The sequence below is a fragment of the Nocardia sp. NPDC055165 genome, from assembly GCF_053606985.1.
Window position 1 is genome coordinate 1 of the sequence record NZ_JBSGSS010000021.1, and the last position, 24,823, is coordinate 24,823.

At 69.1% G+C, this 24,823-nt stretch carries 18 protein-coding genes; 13 read left to right on the forward strand and 5 right to left on the reverse strand.

Annotated features, from left to right (window positions below; translation table 11 throughout):
- Positions 1 to 101 precede the first annotated feature (101 nt).
- Positions 102 to 905 carry an SDR family oxidoreductase gene (locus ACWFRF_RS31400; protein WP_452453738.1) on the forward strand — a complete coding sequence of 268 codons (804 nt, stop codon included), beginning with the start codon at positions 102 to 104 and terminating at the stop codon, positions 903 to 905.
- Between the two features lie 127 nt (positions 906 to 1,032).
- On the forward strand, positions 1,033 to 1,248 hold the full coding sequence (locus ACWFRF_RS31405) for a hypothetical protein (RefSeq protein ID WP_452453740.1): 216 nt from the start codon (positions 1,033 to 1,035) through the stop codon (positions 1,246 to 1,248).
- Positions 1,249 to 1,314: 66 nt separating this feature from the next.
- Here ACWFRF_RS31405 and ACWFRF_RS31410 read toward each other — a convergent pair whose 3' ends face one another.
- Together ACWFRF_RS31410 and ACWFRF_RS31415 are read right to left on the reverse strand one after the other, a co-directional pair.
- Positions 1,315 to 1,731, reverse strand: a complete 417-nt coding sequence (locus ACWFRF_RS31410; protein ID WP_378995488.1) for an acyl-CoA thioesterase — start codon at positions 1,729 to 1,731, stop codon at positions 1,315 to 1,317.
- Positions 1,732 to 1,738: 7 nt separating this feature from the next.
- Complete coding sequence (locus ACWFRF_RS31415) at positions 1,739 to 2,671, reverse strand: AraC family transcriptional regulator (protein WP_378995486.1); 933 nt, start codon at positions 2,669 to 2,671, stop codon at positions 1,739 to 1,741.
- Between the two features lie 94 nt (positions 2,672 to 2,765).
- Here ACWFRF_RS31415 and ACWFRF_RS31420 point away from each other — a divergent pair, with 94 nt between their 5' ends.
- Together ACWFRF_RS31420 and ACWFRF_RS31425 are read left to right on the forward strand one after the other, a co-directional pair.
- Positions 2,766 to 3,611, forward strand: a complete 846-nt coding sequence (locus ACWFRF_RS31420; RefSeq protein WP_378995484.1) for an NAD(P)H-binding protein — start codon at positions 2,766 to 2,768, stop codon at positions 3,609 to 3,611.
- Positions 3,612 to 3,725: 114 nt separating this feature from the next.
- Positions 3,726 to 5,063 carry an MFS transporter gene (locus tag ACWFRF_RS31425; RefSeq protein WP_452453743.1) on the forward strand — a complete coding sequence of 446 codons (1,338 nt, stop codon included), beginning with the start codon at positions 3,726 to 3,728 and terminating at the stop codon, positions 5,061 to 5,063.
- Here the strand turns inward: ACWFRF_RS31425 and ACWFRF_RS31430 are convergent.
- Positions 5,053 to 6,747, reverse strand: a complete 1,695-nt coding sequence (locus tag ACWFRF_RS31430) for a nitroreductase family deazaflavin-dependent oxidoreductase (protein ID WP_452453745.1) — start codon at positions 6,745 to 6,747, stop codon at positions 5,053 to 5,055. The two genes, ACWFRF_RS31425 and ACWFRF_RS31430, sit on opposite strands and share 11 nt — an antisense overlap.
- 104 nt (positions 6,748 to 6,851) lie before the next feature.
- On the opposite strand from ACWFRF_RS31430, the gene ACWFRF_RS31435 reads away from it, so the two are divergent.
- Entirely contained in the window at positions 6,852 to 7,427 is a 576-nt protein-coding gene (locus tag ACWFRF_RS31435) for a TetR/AcrR family transcriptional regulator (RefSeq protein WP_378635667.1), read from the forward strand.
- Positions 7,428 to 7,485: 58 nt separating this feature from the next.
- Here ACWFRF_RS31435 and ACWFRF_RS31440 read toward each other — a convergent pair whose 3' ends face one another.
- Positions 7,486 to 8,643, reverse strand: coding sequence for a DUF5925 domain-containing protein (locus ACWFRF_RS31440; RefSeq protein ID WP_379314200.1), 1,158 nt, complete (start codon positions 8,641 to 8,643; stop codon positions 7,486 to 7,488).
- A gap of 98 nt (positions 8,644 to 8,741) precedes the next feature.
- On the opposite strand from ACWFRF_RS31440, the gene ACWFRF_RS31445 reads away from it, so the two are divergent.
- Positions 8,742 to 10,307, forward strand: a complete 1,566-nt coding sequence (locus tag ACWFRF_RS31445) for an MFS transporter (RefSeq protein ID WP_452453747.1) — start codon at positions 8,742 to 8,744, stop codon at positions 10,305 to 10,307.
- A 118-nt stretch (positions 10,308 to 10,425) separates the two neighbouring features.
- Here the strand turns inward: ACWFRF_RS31445 and ACWFRF_RS31450 are convergent, their stop codons facing one another.
- The gene (locus ACWFRF_RS31450) at positions 10,426 to 11,142 is read right to left on the reverse strand and encodes a hypothetical protein (protein WP_379314198.1); all 717 of its coding nucleotides are present in this window, start codon (positions 11,140 to 11,142) and stop codon (positions 10,426 to 10,428) included.
- A gap of 155 nt (positions 11,143 to 11,297) precedes the next feature.
- On the opposite strand from ACWFRF_RS31450, the gene ACWFRF_RS31455 reads away from it, so the two are divergent.
- The 7 genes from ACWFRF_RS31455 to ACWFRF_RS31485 all read left to right on the forward strand — a co-directional run bounded on the left by ACWFRF_RS31455 (position 11,298) and on the right by ACWFRF_RS31485 (position 24,820).
- A complete protein-coding gene (locus ACWFRF_RS31455) occupies positions 11,298 to 12,296 on the forward strand; it encodes an iron chelate uptake ABC transporter family permease subunit (protein WP_378662344.1) in 999 nt (332 codons plus the stop codon).
- Positions 12,293 to 13,348 carry a FecCD family ABC transporter permease gene (locus tag ACWFRF_RS31460; RefSeq protein WP_378995472.1) on the forward strand — a complete coding sequence of 352 codons (1,056 nt, stop codon included), beginning with the start codon at positions 12,293 to 12,295 and terminating at the stop codon, positions 13,346 to 13,348. Before ACWFRF_RS31455 ends, ACWFRF_RS31460 begins: the two co-directional genes overlap by 4 nt.
- Positions 13,349 to 13,360: 12 nt before the next feature.
- Complete coding sequence (locus tag ACWFRF_RS31465; RefSeq protein ID WP_452453750.1) at positions 13,361 to 14,167, forward strand: ABC transporter ATP-binding protein; 807 nt, start codon at positions 13,361 to 13,363, stop codon at positions 14,165 to 14,167.
- A 96-nt stretch (positions 14,168 to 14,263) separates the two neighbouring features.
- Positions 14,264 to 21,703: an amino acid adenylation domain-containing protein gene (locus ACWFRF_RS31470; protein ID WP_452453752.1), complete on the forward strand. Its 7,440-nt coding sequence runs from the start codon at positions 14,264 to 14,266 to the stop codon at positions 21,701 to 21,703.
- A gap of 56 nt (positions 21,704 to 21,759) precedes the next feature.
- Positions 21,760 to 22,758, forward strand: coding sequence for an ABC transporter substrate-binding protein (locus tag ACWFRF_RS31475; protein WP_378635651.1), 999 nt, complete (start codon positions 21,760 to 21,762; stop codon positions 22,756 to 22,758).
- Positions 22,755 to 23,984 (forward strand): enterobactin transporter EntS, encoded by a 1,230-nt coding sequence (gene entS / locus ACWFRF_RS31480; protein WP_387448012.1) that lies wholly within the window; start codon positions 22,755 to 22,757, stop codon positions 23,982 to 23,984. The genes ACWFRF_RS31475 and entS overlap by 4 nt, the downstream gene beginning before the upstream one ends.
- On the forward strand, positions 23,981 to 24,820 hold the full coding sequence (locus tag ACWFRF_RS31485) for a siderophore-interacting protein (protein WP_379314605.1): 840 nt from the start codon (positions 23,981 to 23,983) through the stop codon (positions 24,818 to 24,820). The genes entS and ACWFRF_RS31485 overlap by 4 nt, the downstream gene beginning before the upstream one ends.
- Positions 24,821 to 24,823: the final 3 nt, after the last annotated feature.

Genomic DNA, 24,823 nt, shown 5'->3' on the forward strand with positions numbered 1-24,823 from the left:
GTTGCGTAGGCGACGAAGGAGCAAGCAACGGCACCTGATCGACGGGACCGCCAGGGGCGCGAACTCGAGCGCGCCAGCGCTCCAAAAGTTACTGTGCGGGGATGGAGATAGCAGGCAAGGTCGCGATCGTCACCGGCGCGGGTGCGGGTATCGGTGCCGCACTCGCCTATCGTCTCGTCGCCGGTGACGCGAAGGTCGTCGTCGCCGATCTCGATGCGGACAGCGCGGCGAAGGTAGCGGCCGACCTCGGTGACAACGCGATCGCGGTCGGCGGCGATGTGGCCGACGAGCAGGTCGTGGCGGAATCGATCGCCACCGCCGAACGCGAATTCGGTCCGGTGGACCTGTATTTCGCGAACGCGGGCATCGGCGGCGGTCCCGGCCTGGACAGCACGGAGGCCCAGTGGGCGAGCACCATCGAGGTGAATGTGATGGCCCACGTGCGGGCCGCGAAACTACTCGTTCCCGGTTGGCTCGAGCGTGGCAGTGGCTACTTCGTCTCCACCGCCTCCGCCGCGGGGCTGCTCACCCAAATCGGTTCCGCCCCTTATTCGGTGACCAAACACGCTGCGGTGGGCTTCGCCGAATGGCTCTCGGTGACCTACGGCGACAAGGGCATTCGCGTGAGCTGCCTGTGTCCGATGGGTGTGGACACCCAGCTGCTCACCGGTGCGCTCATCCCCGACGACCCGGAGGCGGGCGCGCTGGCGATCAAGGCCGTGAAGACCGCGGGCGCGGTGCTCTCCCCCGAAGAAGTCGCCAAAACTGTCGTCGAGGCGATGGCCGCCGAACACTTCCTGATCCTGCCGCACCCCGAGGTACTGCAGATGTACCGCAACAAGGGTTCGGACTACGACCGGTGGATTTCCGGTATGCGCCGGTTCCAGACCATGCTGCGCGCGTGAACAGCGGACGGTGCGCCCGAAAAAATTCGGCGAGGTAGCGGCGAGATCGCTCGATTCCTGCCACGATAGTCTCCAAGCCGCCGGTCACGATCCGCTGATCGGTGAAGGTCTACGCGGAGATCCGGCGATGGCGCACCTGATGTATTTCAAGAAGATTCGCGACGAGCTCACCGAGGTCGAGTACCTATGGGGGCCGAGCCGAGAACAACTCGACTCGTCCCTGGTCATCGACAAGAAGACCTTCGCTGCCCTCTCCGGACCACCCGACTCGCCCGCGGGCCAGATCATCCTGCGCGCCCGCCGCGGCAGCGAGTGGCCCGAGGTCGGCGTCATTGCATCCTGAACGCTGTGCCACGACGGGCTTCAGAGTCGACATCGCCCCGAGGTCGGCGTCATAGCCTCGTAAACGCTACTCGGTGACGAGCTCCGCGGCTGCTGTCCGCACCACCTCGGGGATCGCCACCGGTTTGCGGGTGTCGGCGTCGACATAGACGTGGACGAATTCGCCGGTGGCGGCGAGCTCGAGCCCGCCGTCGCCCGCGCGGAAGATCGCCAGGTCGTAGGTGATGCTCGAGGTGCCGAGGCGGGCGATCCGCAGGCCCACCTGGAGCTGGTCGGGAAAGCTGACCGAGCCGTGGAATCGGCACGACGTCTGCGCGACGACGCCGAGCGCGGGCAGCTCGGTGATGTCGGTACCGGTGGCGCGCATCAGCCAGGCGTTCACGGCGGTGTCGAAGTAGGAGTAGTAGGTCACGTTGTTCACGTGGCCGTACTGGTCGTTGTCGGCCCACCGGGTCGGCATCGGCCACAGGACGGGATAGCTCATCGGGTCATCATGCCGCGCTCCCCTGCCGGTGGTCGCGCGGGCTCACCCCGAAGTGCCGTTTGAAGGCGGTGCTGAGGGCGAAGGCGCTGCCATATCCGACCTGGTGAGCGATGGATTCCACCGTCGCGTCGGATTCGGCGAGCAGATCGGCGGCGAGCGAGAGCCGCCATTCGGTCAGAAAGCTCATCGGCGGTTCCCCGACCAGCTCGCTGAACCGGCGGGCCAGCGCGGCCCTGGACATGCCGACCGCTTCGGCCAGGGCGACCACCGTCCACGGATGGGCCGGATTGTGCTGGAGCAGGCGCAGGGCCTTGCCGACCAGCGGATCACTGTAGGCGTGGTACCAGGCGGGGGCGTCGTCGCGGGCGAACCAGGCACGCAGGGCGGCGATGAGCAGCAGGTCGAGCAGGCGGTCGAGAACGGCGGTTTGCGCGGGCAGGTCCTTGGTCGCTTCGTCGACGAGCAGATCGAGCAGTCGGGTATCGAGCTCACCGCGCGGCAGCACCGCGACCTGCGGCAGCGCACGCAGCAACCGTCTGCTCACCGCGCCCGCGGATTCGTAGGTTCCGGTGACCATCAGCGTCTCACCGTCGATATCGGTGCCCCACTGTCGCACGCCCAGACTCAGTGTCTCGCACAGGATCTCACCCTCGGGCGTCGTGGTGACCTGCCCCGGCTGGATGACGACCTGGGGTTCGGTCGCCGGATCGTCGGCCACCGTATACGGCTGCGGCCCACGGAAAACCGCGACGTCGCCCGCGCCGAGTTGCCGCGGCGGCATGGAATCGGTGCTGACCCAAGCCTTTCCGCGGATCATCGCGAGCACCGTGAGCGGGGCTTCGTCCTGCACGCGCAGCGACCACGGTGGGTTCAGCAGCGAACACATGAGGAACGCACCGCGGGCGCGTGGACCTTCGAGCAGACCGGCTAACGCATCCACCACTCCACAGTAGACGACAACCCGTAGACGACAACGCATGTTCGTGAGCGGCACGACGATGTCGCCGCAGGCCGCGCGACGGTGTACTTGTCTTATGACAAACACCGCTTCTCACCAGCAGCTTTCCCTCATCACCGGCGCTACCGGCAAGACCGGCAGCCGGGTGGCGGCCCTCCTCGAAGCCGCGGGCCGACCGGTCCGCCACGGCTCACGCACCGCGGCGATCCCCTTCGATTGGACCGACCGGCAGACCTGGGCGCCCGCGCTCGCCGGCGTCGACTCCGTCTACCTCGCCTTCCAGCCCGACCTCGCCGTACCCGGGGCCCCGGACATCATCCGCGCGTTCACCGCCGCCGCCCGAGCCGCGGGCGCGCGCTCGGTGGTGCTGCTGTCCGGTCGCGGCGAACCCGAAGCGCTGGAATGCGAAGAGATCGTGCAGAATTCGGGTCTGAGCTGGACCATCGTGCGCTGCGCCTTCTTCGCGCACAACTTCAGCGAAGGCGCCTTCGTCGACGACGTGCTCGCCGGTGCAGTGGCGCTGCCCAACGGCGATGTGCCGGAACCGTTCGTGCACGTCGACGACATCGCCGAGGTGGCGGCGGCCGCGCTCACCGACGCGCGCCACGCGGGTCAGCTCTACGAACTCACCGGCCCCCGCGCCCTGACCTTCGCCGACGCGGTCGGCGAGATCGCCGCGGCCACCGGTCGCGAGATCGCCTTCGTTCCCGTCTCCCGGCCGGAATTCGTTGCGGCTCTGAGCGAATACCAGGTCCCCGATGACGTGATCAGCCTGCTCGACTACCTGTTCGGCACCATCCTCGACGGCCGCAACACCGCCACCGCCGACGGTGTCCGCCGAGCCCTCGGCCGCGAGGCGCGCGATTTCACCGACTACGCCAAGGAAACCGCCGCCACCGGCGCCTGGACGCCTCGGCAGTAGTCGGACAGTTGATCACCAGGCCCGCACCGAGACAGCGCCCGAACGGCGAACTCGTAGGGCCTGGTGATCTTGAATTGCCGGGTACCCCCGCGCCGAGGCGGTACCGTCGAAGTGGTGGGTTCAGCGACGATCGACCGCAAGTTTCGGACGGCCCGCGCCGCCGTGTTCGCGGCCTTCACGCTGAACGGGGTGCTGCTCGCGATGTGGGTGGTCCACATTCCGGCGATCACCGACCGAGCCGGGGTGTCGGCCTCGATGCTCAGCGTGCTCGTGCTACTGATGGCCGGCGCCGCGCTCGTCGGTATGCGGCTTGCGGGCCCGGCCGCCGACCGGTTCGGCAGCCGCACACTGGTCGCCACGGCCGCGTCGGCGATCTCGGTGACCGTGCTCGGCCCAGGACTGGCGACCAGCCCGATCACTTTGGCGATCGCTGTGGCGTGCTTCGGGTTCGGCATGGGCGCCCTCGACGTGTCGATGAACACCCAGGCGGTGTACGTCGAACGGGCGTATCACCGGCCGATCATGTCCGCCTTCCATGCGATGTTCTCGGCGGGCGGGTTCGTCGGGTCGTTGGCGGGCGCGGCCGCGCAATACGCGCAGTGGCCGCCGCAGCTGACGTTGACGTGCGCCGGGATCGCGGGATTGGGCGTCACCGCTGCCCTGGTGCCGCACCTGCTCGGCCGTCAACAGCCCGAATCACCCTCGCACCTCGAAGATTACGACAACGAGGGTGCGCGATCCGCGAACAGCGCGCGAGAGCGGCCGACAGCCGACGCAAGCGAACCGGCGGACCTGCGACACTGCACCGACGCGAGCAGCTCGACAGGTTCACTGTCCGGAACCTCCGGTCCCGCCGCTTCTGTTCGGCCCCGCGCCGAGAATCGCACCGACCAGCACGGCGAACGACACCAGCGGGCCCGAAAAGTGCTCTCGCTCGGGGCCGTCGCGTTCGTGCTGCTACTCGCGGAGGGCGTGGCGGCCGACTGGAGCGCGCTCCAGGTGCGCGAGCGCCTCGATACTTCCGAAGCCGATGCCGCCCTTGCCTTCGGCGCCTTCTCCGCGACGATGACCCTCGGACGATTCCTCGCGGACAGGGTGACCGGTGCGATCGGCCCGGTCGCCATCGTTCGCTACGGAAGTCTGCTCGCCGCAGCGGGATTCGCGGTGGTCATCGGATCGCCGTGGTTGCCACTCACCCTGCTCGGCTGGGCGATGTGTGGCCTCGGCCTGGCGGGCGGCGTCCCCCAGATCTTCTCCACCGCGGGCAATCTCGGCGGCACGACAGCAGCCACGGACATGTCGCGCGTCTTCACCATCGGCTACCTCGGCCTGCTCGCGGGCCCCGCGATGATCGGCTGGCTCACCGCCGTGATCCCGCTCACCGCGGCGCTGACCGTTCCGCTGGTCCTCACCCTGGCCTGCGCGGCCACGGCGAACGTCGTCAGTCGGTGAAGGTGATCCGGACCGAGACCGGCGTGCTCTGCAATGCGCGGAAGGTGGCCGCGGTCAGCCCGGCGAACACCGGATTGGGTGCGAAGGTGCGAGCCCGCGCGACGACATCGTCGGCCGGGCGCAGCTCCGCGGTCCCGGTTCGCCACCGCTTCCCCTGGCGGACCCGCACTGTCGGTTCCGCGCCGATATTGGCGGCCCACCCCGACCTGGTCCCGTGCTGGCTGATCACCCACGCGCCGCTGTCGTCGAACGCCACCGAGACCGGCACCACCCTGGCCTGCCCGGACTTGCGTCCGATCGTCTCGAGCTCGGTCGCGAACGAGGTGCGGATGCCGATCCGGCTCAGCGCGCGGACCGCCGGGTTGGCGACGTAGCGACCCACCGCCCGCTCGACCTCGAACTTGCGCCGCTTCGGGTCCTTGTTGTTCATGGTCGATCCCCTTCTGCTTCGGAACGCGTCGACGCCGTGATGCTTCAGCATGGCCGCTACCGTGAGCCACGGTGTGCGGTCGGGGTCGGGCTCGTCGCCCGCCCCGAGCAGATGCAGCTGATCAGTGTGCCACTGCAGGTCGAGGGCACCTTCGAGGCTCTTGACATTGGACAGTGTGGATACGCGCGCGGGCAGGCGCAGCGAGATCTGCGGGGAATGCAGTCGCGCGGTGCGCTCGTGCAGGATGTCACCCGCGGCATTCGGTGCCACCGCACTCGGCCTGCCGAGGCCGACCACATCGCACTCTCCCGACTCGACCGCGTCGACCATGGCCACGCGGGACCGGAATCCGCCGGTGACGGCCAGCGGCACCGACCCGGCGGCCGCCCGGACCGACTCGGCGTACTCGAGGAAGTACGCCTCGCGCGCGACGGTGCTCGCCGAACGCGCCGCCGGCCTGCCCATCATCGCCGGCGATTCGTAACTGCCGCCGCTGATCTCGATCAGATCCAGTTGCTCGGCGGCGAGGCGGCGCACCACCTCGCGCGACTCGTCCTCGCTGAAGCCGCCGCGCTGGAAGTCCGCGGAGTTGAGCTTGATCGCGACGGCGAACGACGTCGATACCTCGGCCCTGATCGCGCGCACCACCTCCAGCACGAATCGCGCCCGCCGTTGCGGGTCACCACCCCAGCGGTCGTCGCGCTGATTGGCCAGCGGCGAGAGGAACTGCGAGACGAGGTAGCCGTGCGCGCCGTGGATCTGCACGCCGTCGAAGCCCGCGCGCTCGGCGATCCGCGCGGTGGCGGCGAATCGGCCCACGATGTCGACGATCTCGGCTTCGGTGAGCGCGCGCGGCGCCGGGATGCCGGGCAGACCGAGCCCGATCGCCGAGGGCGCTACCGGCTGCGACCGGGTCGCGAGCGGATTCGCCTGCCTGCCGGGGTGATTGATCTGCATCCAGAGCCGGGCGCCACCGTCCTTCGCGGTTCGTGCCCAGCGGCGCAGGTCGTCGAGGTGGCGTTCGTCGGCGATCACGACATTGCCCGGCTCGCCGAGGTGGTCGTGGTCGACCATCACGTTGCCGGTGACCACCAGACCGAAACCGCCGGTGCCCCAACGGCTGTAGAGCCGCTCTAGCCGTTCGTCCGGCGCACCGGCGGCGGTACCGAGCCCCTCGCTGAGCGCGGCCTTCATCAGCCGGTTGGGCAGCACTTGGCCGCACGGCAGGGCGAGCGGATCGCTCAGGGCTGTCATCGTCGGCTCCTCCGCGGATCACGTCGAGTACACCGATCGGTGTACTTACTCGACGGTAGTACACCGATCGGTATACTTCAATCGGACCGATCGAAAGGATGTCGATGGCAGCGCGCGACGGACTCGTCCAGAGCACGATCGACCTGGTGCGCCGCAACGGCGTAGCCGGGACCGGTGTCGCGAACCTGCTCGACCACAGCGGGCTCTCCCGCCGGACTATCTACCTGAACTTCCCCGGCGGCAAGTCCGAGTTGATCACCGAGGCCACCCGAGTCGCGGGCCGGGCGATGACCACGCTGATCGAGACCTTCAGCAAGAACACCAAGCCGGAGGAGACCATCGCGTCGTTCGCCGACGCGTGGAAACAGGTCGTCGAGTCCAGCGACTTCCTCGCCGGCTGCCCGATCGTGGCCGCGGCACTCGGACGCTCGGAGTCACCCGCGGCGGCCGACGCGGCAGGCGAGGCGTTCGACGACTGGGAGCGGACACTGGAGACCCGGCTCCGCGCGGAGAACATCGACCCCGACACCGCCAGCTCCTTGGCGACGACCGTCATCGCCACGATCGAGGGCGCGGTGGTGATGTCGCTGGCCAAGCACAGCACCGAGCCGCTCGACCGCGTCGGCCGTCACCTCACCGAGCTGGTCAGGGCGCACATCCGCCCCGTCGGCACACCCTGACCCGCACGCCCGACGGCGCTCCGGCCGAGGCCGGAGAGGCCGTCTGCGCACGGGAACGCTAGAGGTACATGCCGACGTCGGTCGAGTGGTCGATGGTGGATCGGATCTGGATCCCGCCGTCGCGGTGGGCGACCAGTTCGGCCAGGGTCGCGCCGTCGGGAAAGCTCGACTCGGCGGGAACGCCGTCCTGGCGGGCCAGCCACTCGTCGGCTTCCGTCGCCGAGAGCCGGCCGACCTCGAGTTGGGCCAGGCAGCGGCCCGGCCGCACCACGGCGGGGTGCAGCCGGGAGAGGTCTTCGTTGGTGGTGATCGCGATCAGCACATTGCGGCCCTGGCCCAGCATGCCGTCGGTGAGATTGAGCAGACGCGAAAGCTTCTGCCCCGCTGCTTCTTTCGCCTCGCCACGGATCAGTTCGTCGCAGTCCTCCAGCACCAGCAGTCGCCAGCGGCCGTCCTCGTCGTCGCCGTCGGCGCCCGCCGCGACTTCCATCAGGTAGCCGGGATTGCTGAACAGTTCTTCTGGATCGACGACACAGTCGACCTGACACCACGGCGCCCACGACCGCGCGAGCGCACGTAGCGCGGTGGTCTTGCCGGTGCCCGGCTCACCGTGCAGCAGCACCAGCCGTCCCTTGATATCGGCGACGCCGAGCCCCATCAATCGCTCCATGCTCGCGGACACCGAACCGGTGTAGTTGCCACGGATCTCCGCCCACGCGGGCGCCGCGATCTGGCGCCGTCTGCGCGCGGGGCGCCGGACGTCCATGTGCCAGAATCCCATCTCGACCGTGGCCGCACTGTCGCGTGACAGTGATGCCCCATCGGTGGCCTGCGCCAGCACATCGACGGCGAGTTCGTCGCTCACCGCGGTCACTTCGATCGTGGCCGAACCGCTCGCCCACCGCACGGCCCGCAATGCCCAGCCGTCACCGGCCGCGAGCAAGGCGCTGCTGTCGTCGTCGGCGACCGAGCGCACGATCCGCGCGTCGGCGGGCCGCAGCGCCGCGTCGGGGCGCACCCGGTCGAGGTGGGCCTGGCGGGCGAACGGCTGGTCGCCACGCAGGAACGGGGCAAGGGCTAGCGCGTCGATCGCGTCGCGGGTCGAATAGGTGGAGTCGATGGTCGCCGACCACGGAAACGGCTCGCCCTGATCCTGCGGCTGACGCGGCGAATCGACGAGCCTGAGCTGTTCATTACGTGTGGACACCGAGCCCATGATCGTGGCCCTCGGCCCGGAATGTCCAATGACTTACGACGCGCACCGGCGCGAAAACTCGCTGGCACCGTAGGCGAAGGCGTCGGTACGGTCGTAGGGTGACGTCCACTCAGCGCGACCAGTCCCCGCCGGAATCCACCACGACGGCCGGGATCAAGGAGTGGATCGGACTGGCCGTCCTCGCCCTGCCGACGCTGCTCATCTCGATGGACCTGAGCGTGCTGTACCTGGCGATCCCGCGCATCAGCGAAGCACTCGAACCCAGCAGCTCCCAATTGCTGTGGATCCTCGACATCTACGGCTTCCTGGTCGCCGGCTTCCTCATCACCATGGGCACCCTCGGCGACCGCATCGGCCGGCGCAAACTCCTGATGATCGGCGCATTGGCCTTCGGCGTCGCCTCCGTGATCGCCGCGTACTCGACCAGCGCCAACATGCTGATCGGCACCCGCGCGCTGCTCGGCATCGCGGGCGCGACGCTGATGCCGTCCACGCTGGCGCTGATCCGCAACATGTTCCACGACGACCGCCAGCGCACCGCCGCGATCAGCGTGTGGATGACCAGTTTCATGGTCGGCATGGTGATCGGACCGCTCGTCGGTGGCGCGATGCTCGAGAACTTCTGGTGGGGTTCGGTATTCCTGGTGGCAGTGCCCGCGATGGTGCTGCTGCTGGCGACCGGCCCGTTCCTGCTGCCCGAGTACAAGGACCCGAATCCGGGCAAGCTCGACATTCTCAGCGCGGTCCTGTCACTGCTGTCGGTGATGGGCGTCATCTACGGCATCAAGGAGCTCGCCAAGGACGGCTGGTCGATCGAGGCCGTCGGCGTGCTGGTCGGCGGACTGGTACTCGGCACGGTGTTCGTCCTGCGTCAGCAACGCCTGACCGATCCGCTGATCGACCTGCGCCTGTTCGGCAATGTCCGGTTCAGCGGATCACTGATCGCGTTGATGGTCGCCATGCTGGCGATGGGTGGGCTGTTCCTGCTGCTCGCACAGTATCTGCAACTGGTGCTGGGCCTTTCGGCGTTCGAGGCCGGTCTGTGGACCGTGCCGCAGGCGGCGGCGATGGTCGTGGCTGCCGGGGTGGTGAGCGCGCTCGCGCCCAAGATCAGGCCCGCGTACCTGATGACCGGCGGCCTGATCATCGCCATGGCCGGGTACGCGCTGTTCACTCAGCTCGCCGGCGCCGACGACCTGGCACTGATCGTCACCGGCATGGTGGTGTTCTCCCTCGGCCTGAGCCCGATGTTCGTCCTCGGCCTCGACCTGATCGTCGGCGCGGTCGACCCGGCGCGCGCCGGTGCCGCCTCCGCCATCTCCGAAACCGGTCAGGAATTGTCGGCGGCGCTGGGCGTGGCGGTGATCGGCAGCATCGGTACCGCCGTCTACCGCGGGCAGATGTCGGAGCAGCTGCCCGCCGGACTCCCGCCGGAGGTCGCGCAGGTGGCCGAGGACACCCTCGCGGGCGCCCTGCACGTCGCGACGACACTGCCCGAAACGCTGGGCGCCGAGTTGTCCACCGTCGCCCGCGAGGCCTACACCCAAGCGCTGCAGGTGAACTCGGTGGTCGGCATCGGGCTCACCGCCGTCGCCGCCGGGCTGGTCATGGGGCTGCTCCGGCACATCCCCGCGCCGAACGAGAAGACATCCGACATCGACTGACCGAAGTGGTTCGGACACAACAAATCCCGCCCGATGCTGACCGGGCGGGATTCGTCTCTCGCTGAGTTGTCCCCTCCGCGAGGTTCGTAGTCGGCCGATTCGGCCGAGGCCCTGACCGCTACTTGGTGGCCGGGGCGGGGTTGTTCGGCATCGGGGAGTTGATGGTGGTGAAGTACTGCACCGCGGCCATGATCGCGACGGGGGCAGTGATGAAGATCTGGCCCGCGAGAGTGCCGAGCGCGCCGATGGCCATGATGCCGGCGATGCAGCCAACGGCCGCGGCCGGAATGAACGGGCCGAACATGCCGACGATGGTGGCCGAGGCGATGGTGGCGCCCGCGATGCCGCCGAGCACACAACCGATCGCGCCGCCGCCGAGGCCGCCGACCAGGGTAGCGATGCTGGCGCCCAGGGAGATGGTGCCGGTCATGCGGCTCCAGGCGGCCTGCTCACGGTCGTACTCGCTCTTCCACGGAGCCACGTTCTCGTAGGGCAGCGCGACCGGCTTGTAGGTGGCGTGCGCCAGGTCGAACTGCGGGGTCAGCGTGGCGGTGCGGCCGGAGATGTCGGCGGCGATCGGGAACACGAATTCGTCTACGCGGAAGGCCAATTCGGTACCCGCGACGGTGGTGCCGTTGGCGGCCTTGATCTTGAAGACGCCGTCCTCGACCACCATCGAGCCCGCGTCGGTGCCGATGATCGTCGAGGTCTCGGTGGTGGTGGACGTGTAGTTGATCGGCTCATCCGCGGCAGGTGCTGCGTGGCTGGTTCCGGCAGCGATGCCGAGGGCAACGCTGACGCTGGAGGCCAGCAGGGCGAACTTGGTGATTTTCACGGGGGTGAACCTTTCGTGTTCCTCGTGGTGAGATGCGCGGCGCACAAGCTGCGGTCCGGGCGAGATGTGACCATAGCGAGGTAAGCCTCACCTATCAAGACCTTGCTTAGGCTAACCTCCAAGACGACCCAGTTTCGCCGCGAGAGAGAACCCTGATGAGAAATCCGCGTTGGTGCGGGTGGCTTCTTGCCGCATTCGCGCTGGTCGCAGTCTGTGCTCTCAGCCTGCTGGTCGGCACGAAAGCCATTGCGATCGGCGATGTCTGGCAGGCACTGTTCGGCGTGAGCACCACTCCCGATCACGTGACCGTCACCGAGTACCGCGTGCCACGCACCCTGCTCGGACTACTGGTCGGGCTCGCGCTCGGCGTCGCGGGCTGCTTGATGCAGGGCCTGACCCGCAACCCGCTGGCAGACCCCGGCCTGCTCGGCGTCAACGCGGGAGCGGCCTTCGCGATCACCATCGCCGTCGCGATGTTCGGCGTGAGCGAGATCACCTCGTACGTCTGGTTCGGGTTTCTCGGCGCCGCCCTGGTGTCGGTGGTCGTCTACCGCGTGGGCACCGCCGGACGATCCGGCACCGACCCGGTGCGGCTGACGCTGGCAGGCGTCGCCGCCACCGCGGTTCTCGGCGGCCTGACCAGGGGCTTGATCCTGATGCACCCCAAGGCTTTCGACGAAATGCGTCAATGGGATTCCGGCGGACTCACCGGACGCGGATTCGAGATCCTCTACGGCGCGACCCCGTTCATCGCCGCGGGCCTGATCATCGCGGCGCTGTGCGCGCGCTCGCTCAACGCGGTCGCGCTCGGCGACGATCTGGCGCACTCGCTGGGTGTGCACGTGGGGCGCACACGCCTGTTCACCGCGCTGGCGGTGGTGCTGCTGTGCGGCACCGCGACCGCCGCGGTGGGCCCGATCGCGTTCGTCGGCCTCGCGGTTCCGCATGTGGCCCGGTGGCTGATCGGACCCGACCAACGCTGGATCTTCGCCTATTCGCTGGTGCTGGCGCCGATCCTGGTGCTGTCGGCCGACATCGTGGGCCGCCTCGTCATTCGTCCCGATGAAGTTCCCGCAGGCCTGGTCACCGCGTTCCTCGGGGCGCCGGTACTGATCTGGCTGGCCCGTCGCGCAAGAGTAGGTGCCGCCGCATGAGTTCGACGATCGATTTCGGCCGCGCGATGCTGGTGGTCCGGCCGCGCGGAACACGCTTCTCCGCACGGATCGGCGTGCGCACCCTGGTGGTTTGCGCTGTCCTGCTCACGATCTCGGTGGTGACAGCGGTGCTAGCCCTCGGCAGCGGTGACTACCTGATCCCGCCACTGCGGGTGCTCCGCGCGCTGGTGATCGGCGACGAGCGATTCGACCGGCTGGTGGTGTGGGACTGGCGGCTGCCGCGCATCCTGCTCGCGCTGATCCTCGGCGCCGCGCTGGGCGTGAGCGGCGCCATTCTGCAATCGGTGACCAGGAATCCGCTGGGCAGCCCGGACATCGTCGGGTTCAACACCGGCGCCTACACCGGCGCGCTGATCGCCATCCTGACCCTGGGTGGTGGGCACCTGCAGACCGCGACCGGTGCGGTGATCGGCGGGCTCGGCGCCGCGCTGGTCATCCATCTCCTCGCGTTCCGGCACAACGTAGCCGGGTTCCGGCTGATCATCGTCGGCATCGGCGTCAGCGCCATGCTCGCCTCGATCAACACCTGGCTGATCCTGCGCGCCGACCTGGACGCGGCGATGTCGGCGGCGGCCTGGGGCGCGGGCACGCTCAACGGACTCTCGTGGCCGCAGGTCGGTCCCGCGGTGGTGATCCTCGCGCTGCTGGCGATCGCGCTGATCCCCGCGGCCCCCCGCTTACAGATCCTCGAACTCGGTGACGACACCGCCCGGGCGTTCGGCCTCGACGTCAGCCGGGCGATGCTGTGGCTGATCGTGCTCAGCGTCGCGTTCACGGCGGTGGCGACGGCGGTCGCGGGCCCGATCGCGTTCGTCGCCCTCGCCGCACCGCATCTGGCGCGCAAGCTGGCCCGCACACCGTCGATCGCGCTCGCGCCCTCGGCGGCGATGGGAGCGATGTTGCTGATCACCTGCGACTGGATCGCCCAGCACGCGTTCGCCCCGACGACCGTGCCGGTCGGCCTCGTCACCGTCTCGGTCGGTGGCCTGTACCTGGCGTATCTGCTGGTCGCCGAGGCGCGACGGAACTAGGAAAGCGAAAAGATGAACGACACTTCACGCCTGCGCGCCGACCGGGTCCGCCTCGGCTACAAGGGCACCACGATCAGCGACCAGCTGTCGGTGGATATCCCGGACGGCAAGTTCACGGTGATCATCGGCCCGAACGCATGCGGCAAGTCCACGCTGCTGCGCGCGCTGGCCCGGCTGCTCACCCCCGAGTCGGGGACCGTGCTGCTCGACGGCAAACCGATCAGTTCCTACCCGGCGAAGCAGGTGGCCAGGCAGATCGGTCTGCTGCCCCAGACCTCCACCGCGCCGGACGGCATCCGGGTCGCCGATCTCGTTGCCCGCGGCCGCTATCCGCATCAGACGCTGCTGCGGCAGTGGTCGAAGGCCGATGAGGAAGCCGTCACCTCGGCGATGGCGGCGACCGGTGTCACCGAGTTGTCGGCGCGAATGGTCGACGAGCTGTCGGGCGGTCAGCGCCAGCGGGTGTGGATCGCGATGGTGCTCGCCCAGGACACCCCGCTGATCCTGCTCGACGAGCCGACGACCTACCTCGACATCGCCTATCAGATCCAGTTGCTCGATCTGTGCCGGTCACTGAACCGCGAATCCGGGCGGACCGTCGTGGCCGTGTTGCACGACCTCAACCACGCCTTCCGCTACGCCGATCACCTCATAGCCATGCGCGACGGGCGGGTGGTCGCGACGGGTGCGCCCGCCGACATCGTGACCGCCGAGCTCGTCGACGAGGTCTTCTCGTTGCGGTGCCGCATCGTCGACGACCCGGAAACCGGTACGCCACTGGTGATTCCGCTGGCGCAGGATGCCGCCAAGGTGCGCTAGAGCTGCGGCGATGCGGCAGCCGAACATAGGTATTCCACAATTAGTTAAGTTAGGCTACCCTAACTGATTGTGAATGTGACGAGGGAGGGAGTTGCCGTGACAGATGGTCTCGAGTTGCCGCTGACCGGACCGCAGCTCGGCATCTGGAACGCCCAGCGCTTCGATCCCGAGTCCGGGCGCTACCTGGTCGGCGAGGTCCTGGAGATCACCGGGGACGCGCCGATCGATGTCGACCTGCTGAGCGAGGCGATCCGTCGCACCGTCACCGAGGCCGAGAACATGCGGCTGCGGTTCACCGAAACAGCCGACGGGCCAAGGCAATTCGTGAGCGATGCCGAAGCGGTGCTGCGGCCGACCGTCGATCTACGGGCGGCTGCGGAGCCGATGGCCCTGGCCTATGAGGCTGTCGCACTGGAGCGCGAGCAGGCTGCGCAACGGTGCCGAGGCATGGTCGACCGGCAGCTGTACAACTACACGCTGATCCGGATCTCCGACTGCGTGGTCTGGTGCGTGCAGCTCTACCACCACCTCATCGTCGACGGTTACAGCGCGGCGCTGCTCTCGCGCCGAGTCGCCGCCCACTACACCTCCCTCCGACGCGGAACACCCTCGCCGAAACAAACTTTCGGAACCATCGCCGAGCTGGTCGCCGAGGAGCAGGCCTATCGGGCAGGCCCCGAATTCGAGGCCGACCGCGCGTACTGGCGCGACCAGCTCACACCGTGGCCCGATCTCGACGGCCGCGGTCGCCACCTGGGCGGTGCGGTCGAGCGGACGATCCGCGCCGAGGCCATCCTGTCCACCGAACTGCTCGCGGCACTGCGCGAGAGCGCCGAACGGCACGGCATCACGTGGGCCGACGCGCTCGTCGCCTGCTACGCCGCGTTCCTGCACCGCCAACTCGGCACCGCCGATGTGGTGGTCTCGATGCTGCTGATGGGCCGGGTCGGCCGCGCCGCCCTGCGCACACCGGCCATGGCGGTGAACGTGCTGCCCCTACGGGTCACGGTGAGCGCGGGCGACCGGCTCGGCGAGCTGGGCCCCCGCATCGCCGACATCCTGCGCGAGGTCCGCAAGCACCAGCGCTACAGCGGCGACGACCTCGCCCGCGACTTCCACGGCCACGGCGCGGGCGAACTCCTGCACGGAATCGGCATCAACCTCAAGGTCTTCGACTTCACCCTCGATTTCGACGGTGCGCGTGGCGTGCTGCGCAATGTGGCGGGCGGGCCCCCGGAGGACCTGGGGCTGACCGTCACTCCGCTGCCCGACGGCACGGTGCTGCTCGGATTCGAATCCGACGCGCGAACCAACGACGCGGACACGGTGTGCGGGCGGATCGCCCGGTTGGTCCGGGTGATCGAGTCTTTCACCGGGTCGGACAAGATCGCGGTGGGTGCGCTCGAGCTGCTCGATCCGGCCGAGCGCACGCGGCTGGTGGCCGCGCGCTCGACGGCAATGCAGCTCCCGGACAACGAAAACCGGGGTCTTCGCGACGACGAGCCGTCGGTCGCGACGGTCCCCGACCTTCTCGAACACGTGCTCGCCGAGCAACCGGATGCCGTAGTGCTGAGTTCGGCTCAGGCCGAGTACACCGCCGCCGAACTTCGAGCCCGGGTGAACCGGCTCGCGCGGTTCCTGCGCGGGGCCGGGGTCGGGCCGGATGCGATCGTCGGCCTCGCGCTACCCCGCGATGTGGAATTCGTCGTCGCGTTGCTCGCCGTCTGGCGCGCCGGTGGCGCCTATCTACCCCTGGATCCGGAACATCCGGTCGCCCGGCTGCGAGCGACGATCGCGGACGCGGGCCCCGCTGTGGTGCTCAGTGCCGGTGAGTTGGCGGCCCAGCTCGGTGCCGACGCCGTCGCGATCGACGACGCCGACTTCCGTGCGCGGCTCGACGACCACGCGGACACCGACTTCGCGCTCGCGGTGAGGCCCGAGCACGCGGCCTACGTCATCTACACCTCGGGCTCGACCGGTCAGCCGAAAGGTGTTGTCGTACAGCACGGCTCCCTGGCCGCGCTCGTCGCCGCACACCGCGCCGGAATCCATGCCGCCGCCGCGAGGCGCGCGGGCGACCGTCAGCTGACCATCGCGCACACCACCTCCTTCGCCTTCGACGCCTCGCTCGACCCACTGCTGTGGATGACCGCCGGACATCGGATCCACGTGTACGACAGCGATACCCGGCGTGACCCGGCCGCCCTGGTCGAGGCTTTCGCCCGGGACGGCATCGACGTCGTCGACGGCACTCCGTCGTTGGTCGCCGCCCTGCTCGAACACGGCTTGACCAGCGAACTACCGTCGCCGGCACAGTCGAGCCCGGTCGGCCGGATGTCGGCGACAGCGAGCACCGAGGTGATCGGGAAGATCTCGACAGCGACGGATCTCGCGAGCGCCGACAGCGCCGATGAGACAGCGCGCCCGCCGCTGACGCTGGTGATCGGCGGCGATGCGTGCTCGGCGGAGCTATGGGGCGCGATCGATCGTGGCGGGTTCGCGGCGGTCAATCTGTACGGCCCGACCGAGGCGACGGTGGATGTGATCGGGGCGCCGATCGATGGCGCTGGTCCACGGATCGGGATGCCGGTCGCGGGCTCGCGGGCTCACCTGTTGGACAACGGATTGCAGATCGTCGCCGACGGTCAGGTCGGCGAGCTGTATCTGGCCGGTCCGCAGATCGCGCGGGGCTATCTGGGCCGGTTCGCCACTACCGCACAGTCTTTCGTCGCCGATCCGTACGGCCCGCCGGGAGCGCGGATGTACCGCACCGGCGACCGGGCGCGCTGGGTGCCCGGGCTCGGCTACGAATACCTGGGCCGGGTCGACAACCAGGTGAAGATCCGCGGCCACCGCGTCGAACTCGGTGATGTGGCAGCGGCACTCGAAGGTCTGACCGAAATCCGCACCGCGGCAGCCGATATCCGGGACATCGCCGGGCGCCCCACCCTGATCGGCTACGTCGTCGCCGCGACCGGCGACCTCGATACCTCGGCCGCACGCACCCGCTTGGCCGACCTGGTCCCCGAGCACATGGTGCCGGCTCGACTCGTCGTCCTCGACGCCCTGCCCACCACGGTCAACGGCAAACTCGACCGCACGGCGCTACCGGACCCCGCGACCGACGAGTCCGGACGCGCACCGGCCACCGACGCCGAACATGCTGTCCACCAGGCGATCTCGAGGACCCTCGGCCTCGACACCGTCAGCATGGACGACGACTTCTTCGCCGTCGGCGGCGACAGCATCACCGCCATCACCGTCAGCAGCGGCCTGCGCGCCGAGGGCCTCACCCTCCTGCCCCAGCAACTACTGACCCGGCGCAGCCTCGCCGCGCTGGCCGCGGAGGCGGCCCCCGAGCCGCAACATCCCACGACCGCCGTGGGATTCGAGTCGCCGGCCGCTGTCTCGTCGCCGCTCCCGACAGCGCCCGGTCGCCTGATCGCAGCGCTCACGCAGAGCGACCTGGACGAGTTCGGCGCTACCTACGGACCGGTCGCCGACGTACTCCCGCTGTCGCCCCTGCAGGAGGGATTGCTGTTCCACGCACTGCGCGACGGCGCCGACGACGTGTACACGATGACGGCCCGCTTCACCCTCGACGGCATCGTCGATCCGGAGCGCATGGGTGCGGCGTTCGCGAGCATGCTGCGGCGGCATCCGAACCTCGGCGCGGCGTTCAGTTATGAACAGTTCGACCAGCCGGTACAGATCGTTCCGCGGGCACCTGGCGTCTCGTGGCAGGTCGAGGATCTGCGCGAGTCACCTGATCCCGCAGCGCAAGCACGGCTTTCGGTGCGGCGCGCCGGCGCCGCACCGTTCGACATCGATCGGCCGCCGCTGATCCGCGGCCTCCTGATCCGCCTCACCGATACCTCGCACTGGCTGGTTCTGATCGCCCATCACCTCCTGGCCGACGGCTGGTCGGTACCGACGATGGTCCGGGAAACCCTCGCCCTCTACACCGGCGAGACCCTCTCGGCCCCCGCCTACTTCGGCGACTACCTCACCTGGCTCACTACCCGCGACACCACTGCGACCCTGCACTGGTGGACCGAAAACCTCACCGGCCTGCGCACACCGACGCTGCTCGCCACCACCCCTACATCCGCAACCGATCCGGCCGCGTTCGCACCGGGCGGTGCCGTCGCGCCGGCGCCCGCCGTCTCGACGCCGGAGCCGACCACGAACGGCGGAGGAGCACCGCACCCGGCGGATACGGCGACGGCCCAGCGACAGCGTCCGGTCGGCCTGCGGGTTCCGCTCGCCGCCGACGTGGCGACAGCCTTGGCCGAGAGCGCCCGGCGGCACGGGCTGACCGTGAACACCGTGCTGCAGGGCGCGTGGGCGATGGTGCTCGCGGATCACTTCGGGCGCACCGATGTGGTGTTCGGGACCGTGGTTTCCGGGCGTCCCGCCGATCTCGCCGGAGTCGGCGGAATGGTCGGATTGTTCAGCAATACCGTGCCCGTGCGGGTGTCGCTCGGGGCTGGTCGGCCGGTGGCCGAGCAGTTCGGGGAGTTGCAGCAGGCCTCGTTCGACGGCCAAGCCCGGGGATACCTCGGGTTGGCCACCATCGAGCGGGCGCTGGGATTCGGGCGGCTGTTCGATTCGCTCGTCGTGTTCCAGAACTTCCCGAAAGCCGGTCTGTTGCAGCCCGATCCCGGTGGGGTTCAGGTGGTGGACGTCGATGTGGACGGGCTGACCGACTTCCCGGTCACGGTGACCGCGTTGCCCGGTGCCGAGTTCGCGCTGATGTTGCACCACGATGTGGCCGCAGTGCCCGGTCCGGTCGCCACGCGGCTCAGTGATCGCCTCGGCGCCGTATTGTCCACGCTGGCCGCCGATCTCGACGGTTCCGTCGAGGAAGCCATGGCTGCCGCGATGCCGTCGGAAACCCACGGCAGCACGCTGGCCGACTGGTCGGTGACGGCGACGATCTCCGCCGACGCGCCGGCCGTCACCGCGAACGGCGTGACGCTCTCGTTCGGCGCATTCGACAGCCGGGTCCATCGGCTCGCGCGCTGGCTCATCGACGAGGGCATTCGGCCCGAAACTGTGGTCGCGGTGGCGATGACGCGGGGGATCGAGTCGATCGTCGCCGCGCACGCGGTGTGCCGGGCCGGCGGGGTCTACCTGCCGCTGGATCCCCACAGTCCCGCGCAGCGCGCCGACAGGATCCTCGCAACATCGCGCGCGGCGCTGGTTCTCACCACCGCGGCCGACAACTTCACGACCGATCGCGCACCCGTGGCACAGGTCGAAGCATTGGATCTGTCCGGTTTCGCCGATACCTCGGTCTCCGACCTCGACCGACTCGCGCCCCTGCTCCCCCGCAATGCCGCGTACCTGCTGTTCACCTCGGGCTCCACCGGCGAACCCAAGGGCGTGAGCGTCTCCCACGAGGCCATCACCAGCACCTTCGCGTGGATGCAGCGACGGCACCGGTTCGGCACGGGCGACACCGTCTTGTACCGCACCGCGGCGACGTTCGACGCCTCCCTGCTCGAGCTGTTCCTGCCGCTGCTGGTCGGTGCGCGCGTCGTGGCGGCACCGGTGTCGGGTCGACTCGACCGCGACCCGCACTACCTGGCCGACCTGATGGCGACCGAGCGGGTCGGCATGGTCCAGCTCACCTCGTCGATGCTCACCGTGCTCGCCGAGGAAGCCGACCTGAGCGGCTGCACCGCACTGCGCTGCGTGATCACCGGCGGCGAACCGCTACCGCCGCCGACCGCGGCGCGGATCAGAGCGCTCACCGGCGCCCGCGTCCACAACCTGTACGGGCCCACCGAGGCCGCGGTGTGCATCACCCACCACGAGACCTCCGGCGCCGACCGCGGCAATGTCCCGATCGGTCTGCCCGCCAGCGGTGCCGATGTGCGTGTTCTCGACACCGAGCTGCGCCCGGTCGCGGTCGGTGTGATCGGCGAGTTGTATCTCACGGGAACGCAATTGGCGCGCGGATACCTCGCCCGCCCGGCCCGGACCGCGGGTTCGTTCGTCGCCGACCCGCTGGGACACGGCGAACGCATGTACCGCACCGGCGATCTCGTGAGCTGGGGCCCGCACGGCGAACTCGACTACGTGGGCCGCGCCGACAGCCAGGTGAAGCTGCGCGGGCAACGCATCGAACTCGGCGAAATCGAAGCGGCCCTGCTGAGTTGCCCGGGCGTGGCCCACTCCGCGGTAATCCTGCGCGAGGACACCCCGGGCGATCAACGCCTCGCGGCCTACCTGGTCGCCAAGGCGGACGCCGACATCGACATCAGCACAGTCCGTTCCGGCTTGCAAGCGCGGGTGCCCGCCTACATGGTCCCGGCCGCGTTCGTCGTCCTCGACCACATTCCCCGCACCACGAGCGAGAAGATCGACCGCAAGGCCCTGCCGGTCCCGACCTACACGGCCACCGACACCGAGAACCTTCCGGCCGCAGCGAGTAACGCTCGGTCGATGTCTGACATGCCCGCGCCCGGGGATACCCCACACGGGCCGCGGAATTCGCCGAGCACCCGCGATCTGAACGGCAACACCGCGACCACTACCGGCCGCGACCTGGTCAGCACCATCCGCACCGCGATGGCCGCCGTGCTGTCCATCGCCGACATCGCCGCCGACGCCGACTTCTTCGAGGCAGGCGGGCACTCGCTCACTGCCGTTCGGGTGATGGGCAGGCTCCGGCGGGCAGGGCTGGCGGTCGTCCTCGACGACGTCTTCGAAGCGCCGACACCACGCGCCCTGGCGGATCGGATCATCCAGAGCGACAACGGCTCTCCGGCAGCCGAGGCCGATGACACGGACATCGACAATGCCTGGGGTTCCCGGCTCGACCATGTCCTCGAACTCCGCACCACCGGTTCGCGCGATCCGCTGTTCTGCGTTCACCCCGTCGGCGGGACCGCCTGGCAGTTCGGCCCGCTCGCGAAACTCCTGCGAGCCGACCGCCCGATCATCGGCCTGCAACTACCGACCCTGAGCGACAACACCTTCCGGGCCGAGACCATCGACGACCTGGCCGCGCACTACGTGTCGACCATCCGCAGAATCCAACCGCACGGCCCTTACCACCTGCTCGGTTACTCCCTCGGCGGCACCGTCGCCCACGCCATGGCAGCCGCACTGACGGCCGCGGGCGAGCAGGTCGCCTTCACCGGACTGGTCGACGCGTTCGCCCTGTCCGATCTCACCGAACAGGCGACCCGCGCCCTCACCGACCCGGCCGATCTGGACCGGCTGTTGCCCGACATCCCGGACGACGCACCAGAACTGGCGACGAAACTGCGCGAGGCCGCGACGACCCTGCTCGGCATGGTCTCCGCTTCCACCGCGGCCGACTACGACGGCCCGATGGCGCTTTACGCCGCCGACACCGGAACCACACCGGGCCGCACCGAGGCGCAACTGGCGGGCTGGCAGTCCGCACGAGCCCGGCTCGTGGTGCGCCGACTGCCCTACTCCCACTTCGAGATCGTGTCGCCCACCGGCTGGGCCGAGGTCGCGGCACTTCTCGACACAGACCCGGTGATCGGCGGCTGAGCATGCAGCGCACCGCTTTTCACCGTTCGAAAAGAAAGATGAGGACAACCCCTTCCATGTTCACCACACGATCATCGGGCAGGCTCCGCGCCACCCTCGCCCTGCTGGTTCTCGCGCTGATCGCAGCGCTCACCGGCTGCAGCACCTCGTCGGGCGACACCGCCGCACCCAGCGGCCCCCGCGAGGTCCAGACTCCGAAGGGCCCGGTCTCCGTCCCCGCGGATCCGCAGCGCATCGTGGTGCTCAACGGCACCCTGGCCGGCTACCTCTACGACCTCGAGGCGCCGGTCGTCGCCGCCGACCCGCGGCTGCTCGGCGTCGCCAGCAAGCCGGGTGAGTTCCCGTCCGGCTGGGCCGAGGACGCGGCGAAGCAGGGCACCAAGGCCCTGCCCACCGGCGAGAACATCAACCTGGAGTTCATCGCCGCCCAGCGCCCCGACCTGATCATCGGCGGCGGCCAGGGCTACCCGGCGCAGCAGTCGGTGAACGCCTACGACCAGCTCAGCGCGATCGCCCCGACCGTGCTGGTGCCGACCGAGACCACCTACTGGCAGGACCAGCTGCGGGTGATCGCCGACGTGGTCGGCAAGCCGTCCAAGGTCGACCAGCTGATCACCAACTACAAGGACAAGCTGGCCAAGGCCAAGGCCGCCATCAAGGCGCCCGCGGGCAACACCGTCATCATGCAGTCGCTCAAGAGCCAGAAGCCGACCGCGTTCGTGCCCACCGCCGCACTGCCCACGCTGCTGTCGGAGGTCGGGTTCACCCTCGACCAGCAGCTCGAAGCCAAGGCGGGCAACCCCGCTCGTGAAGGCAGCGCCGACTTCATCAGCTTCAGCCCGGAGCTGCTGAACACCGCCGTCGACGCGCCCGTGCTGTTCATGATCCCGCTCAACGGCGGCCGGAGCCTGGCCGAGCTACGGGCCGACCCGATGTACGCGTCGCTGCCCTCGTTCAAGGCGAACACCGTCTTCGAGCTGCCCGCGACCAGCTCACGTCCTGACTACCGCACGGTCATGACCACGCTCGATCTGCTCGTGGAACGCTTCAAGTGACAGCGGTCGGCGGCCTGCTCATCGACATCAGCCCGCTGCGGACTTCGCGTCCGTTCCGGTGCGCGTTCGCGGCGCGGCTGGTGTCGGTGCTGGGGCTCGGGCTGCTCATGGTGGCCCTGCCGTTGCAGGTCTATCAACTGACCGGGTCGACCCTGCAGGTCGCCGGCATCGCGACGACCACCGCGGCCGCGTTGTTCGTCGGCAGCCTCGCGGGCGGTGTGATCGCCGACCGTTATGACCGGCGCAACGTGATCCAATGGTCGCGCAGCGCAGCCGGTTTCGGTTTCCTGATCCTCGGTATCAACGCGGTGCTGCCGGATCCGATGCTGTCGGTGATCTATCTGGCCGCCGTCATCGACGGACTCGCGGGCGGCGTCAGCGGCTCCGCGTTGATGGCTCTTGTCCCGATGCTGGTCGGTCGCGAGAAGATCGCGGCGGCAGGCGCTTTGACCGCGCTCACCACTGACCTCGGGACCATGATCACGCCCGCGATCGCCGGTGTGCTCGTCGCACAGGCGGGGGTGTCGGTCGCGTTCTTCCTGTGCGCGGGCGCCACCGTCGCCACGGTCGGGTTGATCACCGCGATCGGGCCCGCGCCGCCGCCTGCCCGCGACCTGCAGAACCCGGTGCGCGAGCTGGCGATCGGCATTCGATTCGCGGTGCAGCACAAAACCATTCGCATCATCCTGCTCACCGGCTTGCTCGCCATGCTGGTCAGCGGCCCGCTGGTGCTGCTGCCCGCCTTCGCCGAAGTCGAACTCGGCGCCGGCCCCGGCACCCTCGGCCTGCTCTACGCCGCGCCGGGCGCTGGTGCCGTGATCGGCTCGCTCACCAGCGGCTGGATGAGCCGCACCCGCTACAACGGGCTCGCTCTGCTGATCTCGCTGGCCCTCATGCCGCTGGGCGTGATCGCCGCCGGGCTGTGGTCACACGCGGCGCTGGTGTTCCTCGGACTGGCCGGATTCGGCCTGGCCAGGGCGGTGAACATCGTGTTGCGCTACACCCTGCTGCAACAGCAGGCGCCCGAGGAACTGCGCGGCCGGATGGCCGGACTTCTCATGGTGCAGTCGGTGACCGGCACCGCGATCGGTTCGATGGCCGCCGGATTCGTCGGCCAATTCTTCGCACCGGGTTCCGCGCTCGTGTTCTACGGCGTCGCGGTCCTGGTTCTCACCGGCGTGGTGGCGCTTGCCGCCGGGCCGCTGCACGGAAAGGAACAGCAGTGACAGATCGCAGTGGCTACGCCGCGCGCATCGCCGAGGTGCTCGCCAGTGAGCACGGCGCGAAGGTCCCGTATCCGATCGGATTGCAGGAAGTGGAGGTGATCCGCACGGTCGCGGTCGGGGCCGGGCTGCTCCGGATCACCTTCGGCGGGCCCGATATCGCGTCCTTCCACAGCTATGTGCCGGATGAGCATGTGCGCCTGGTCTTTCCGTGCGAGGACGGGGTACTGCGGCTGCCCGCACGCGACGGTCAGTCACTCGAGTGGGGCAACCCGCGCCCGGTGTCGCGCGAGTACACCGTGCGCCGCCACAGCGTCGCCGACAACGAACTCGACATCGATTTCGCGATCCACCCCGGCGGCTTGGCCTCGGAGTGGGCGACCACGGCGACCCCGGGCACCAAGATCCACATCGCGGGCCCTCCCGGTGGCGTCGTCGTCCCGGAGTCCTACGACCGGTTCCTCTTCGTCGGTGACATCACCGCGCTGCCCGCCATCGCGCGCTGGCTGGAACGACTGCGGCGGACCGCGCAGGGCTGGGCGTTCATCGAGGTGACCGGACCAGAGGAAGAGATCGAGATCGATGCGCCGGCGGGTATCGAGGTGCGCTGGCTGCACCGCGGCGACCTCGAGCCGGGCACCGGTGACGCACTGGAGAAGGCCGTACGTGGCGTGGAAGTGGCTGCCGGACAGCGGGTCTACGCCTGGGTCGCCGGTGAGGCCGGCTGTCTGCGCGGCATTCGCAAGGTGGTGCGCGGCGAACTCGGGATCGGGCCGAAGGACTCACTGATCGCCGGCTACTGGAAGCGCGGCGTCGCCGACTTCGATCGAGAGGAATGAGCG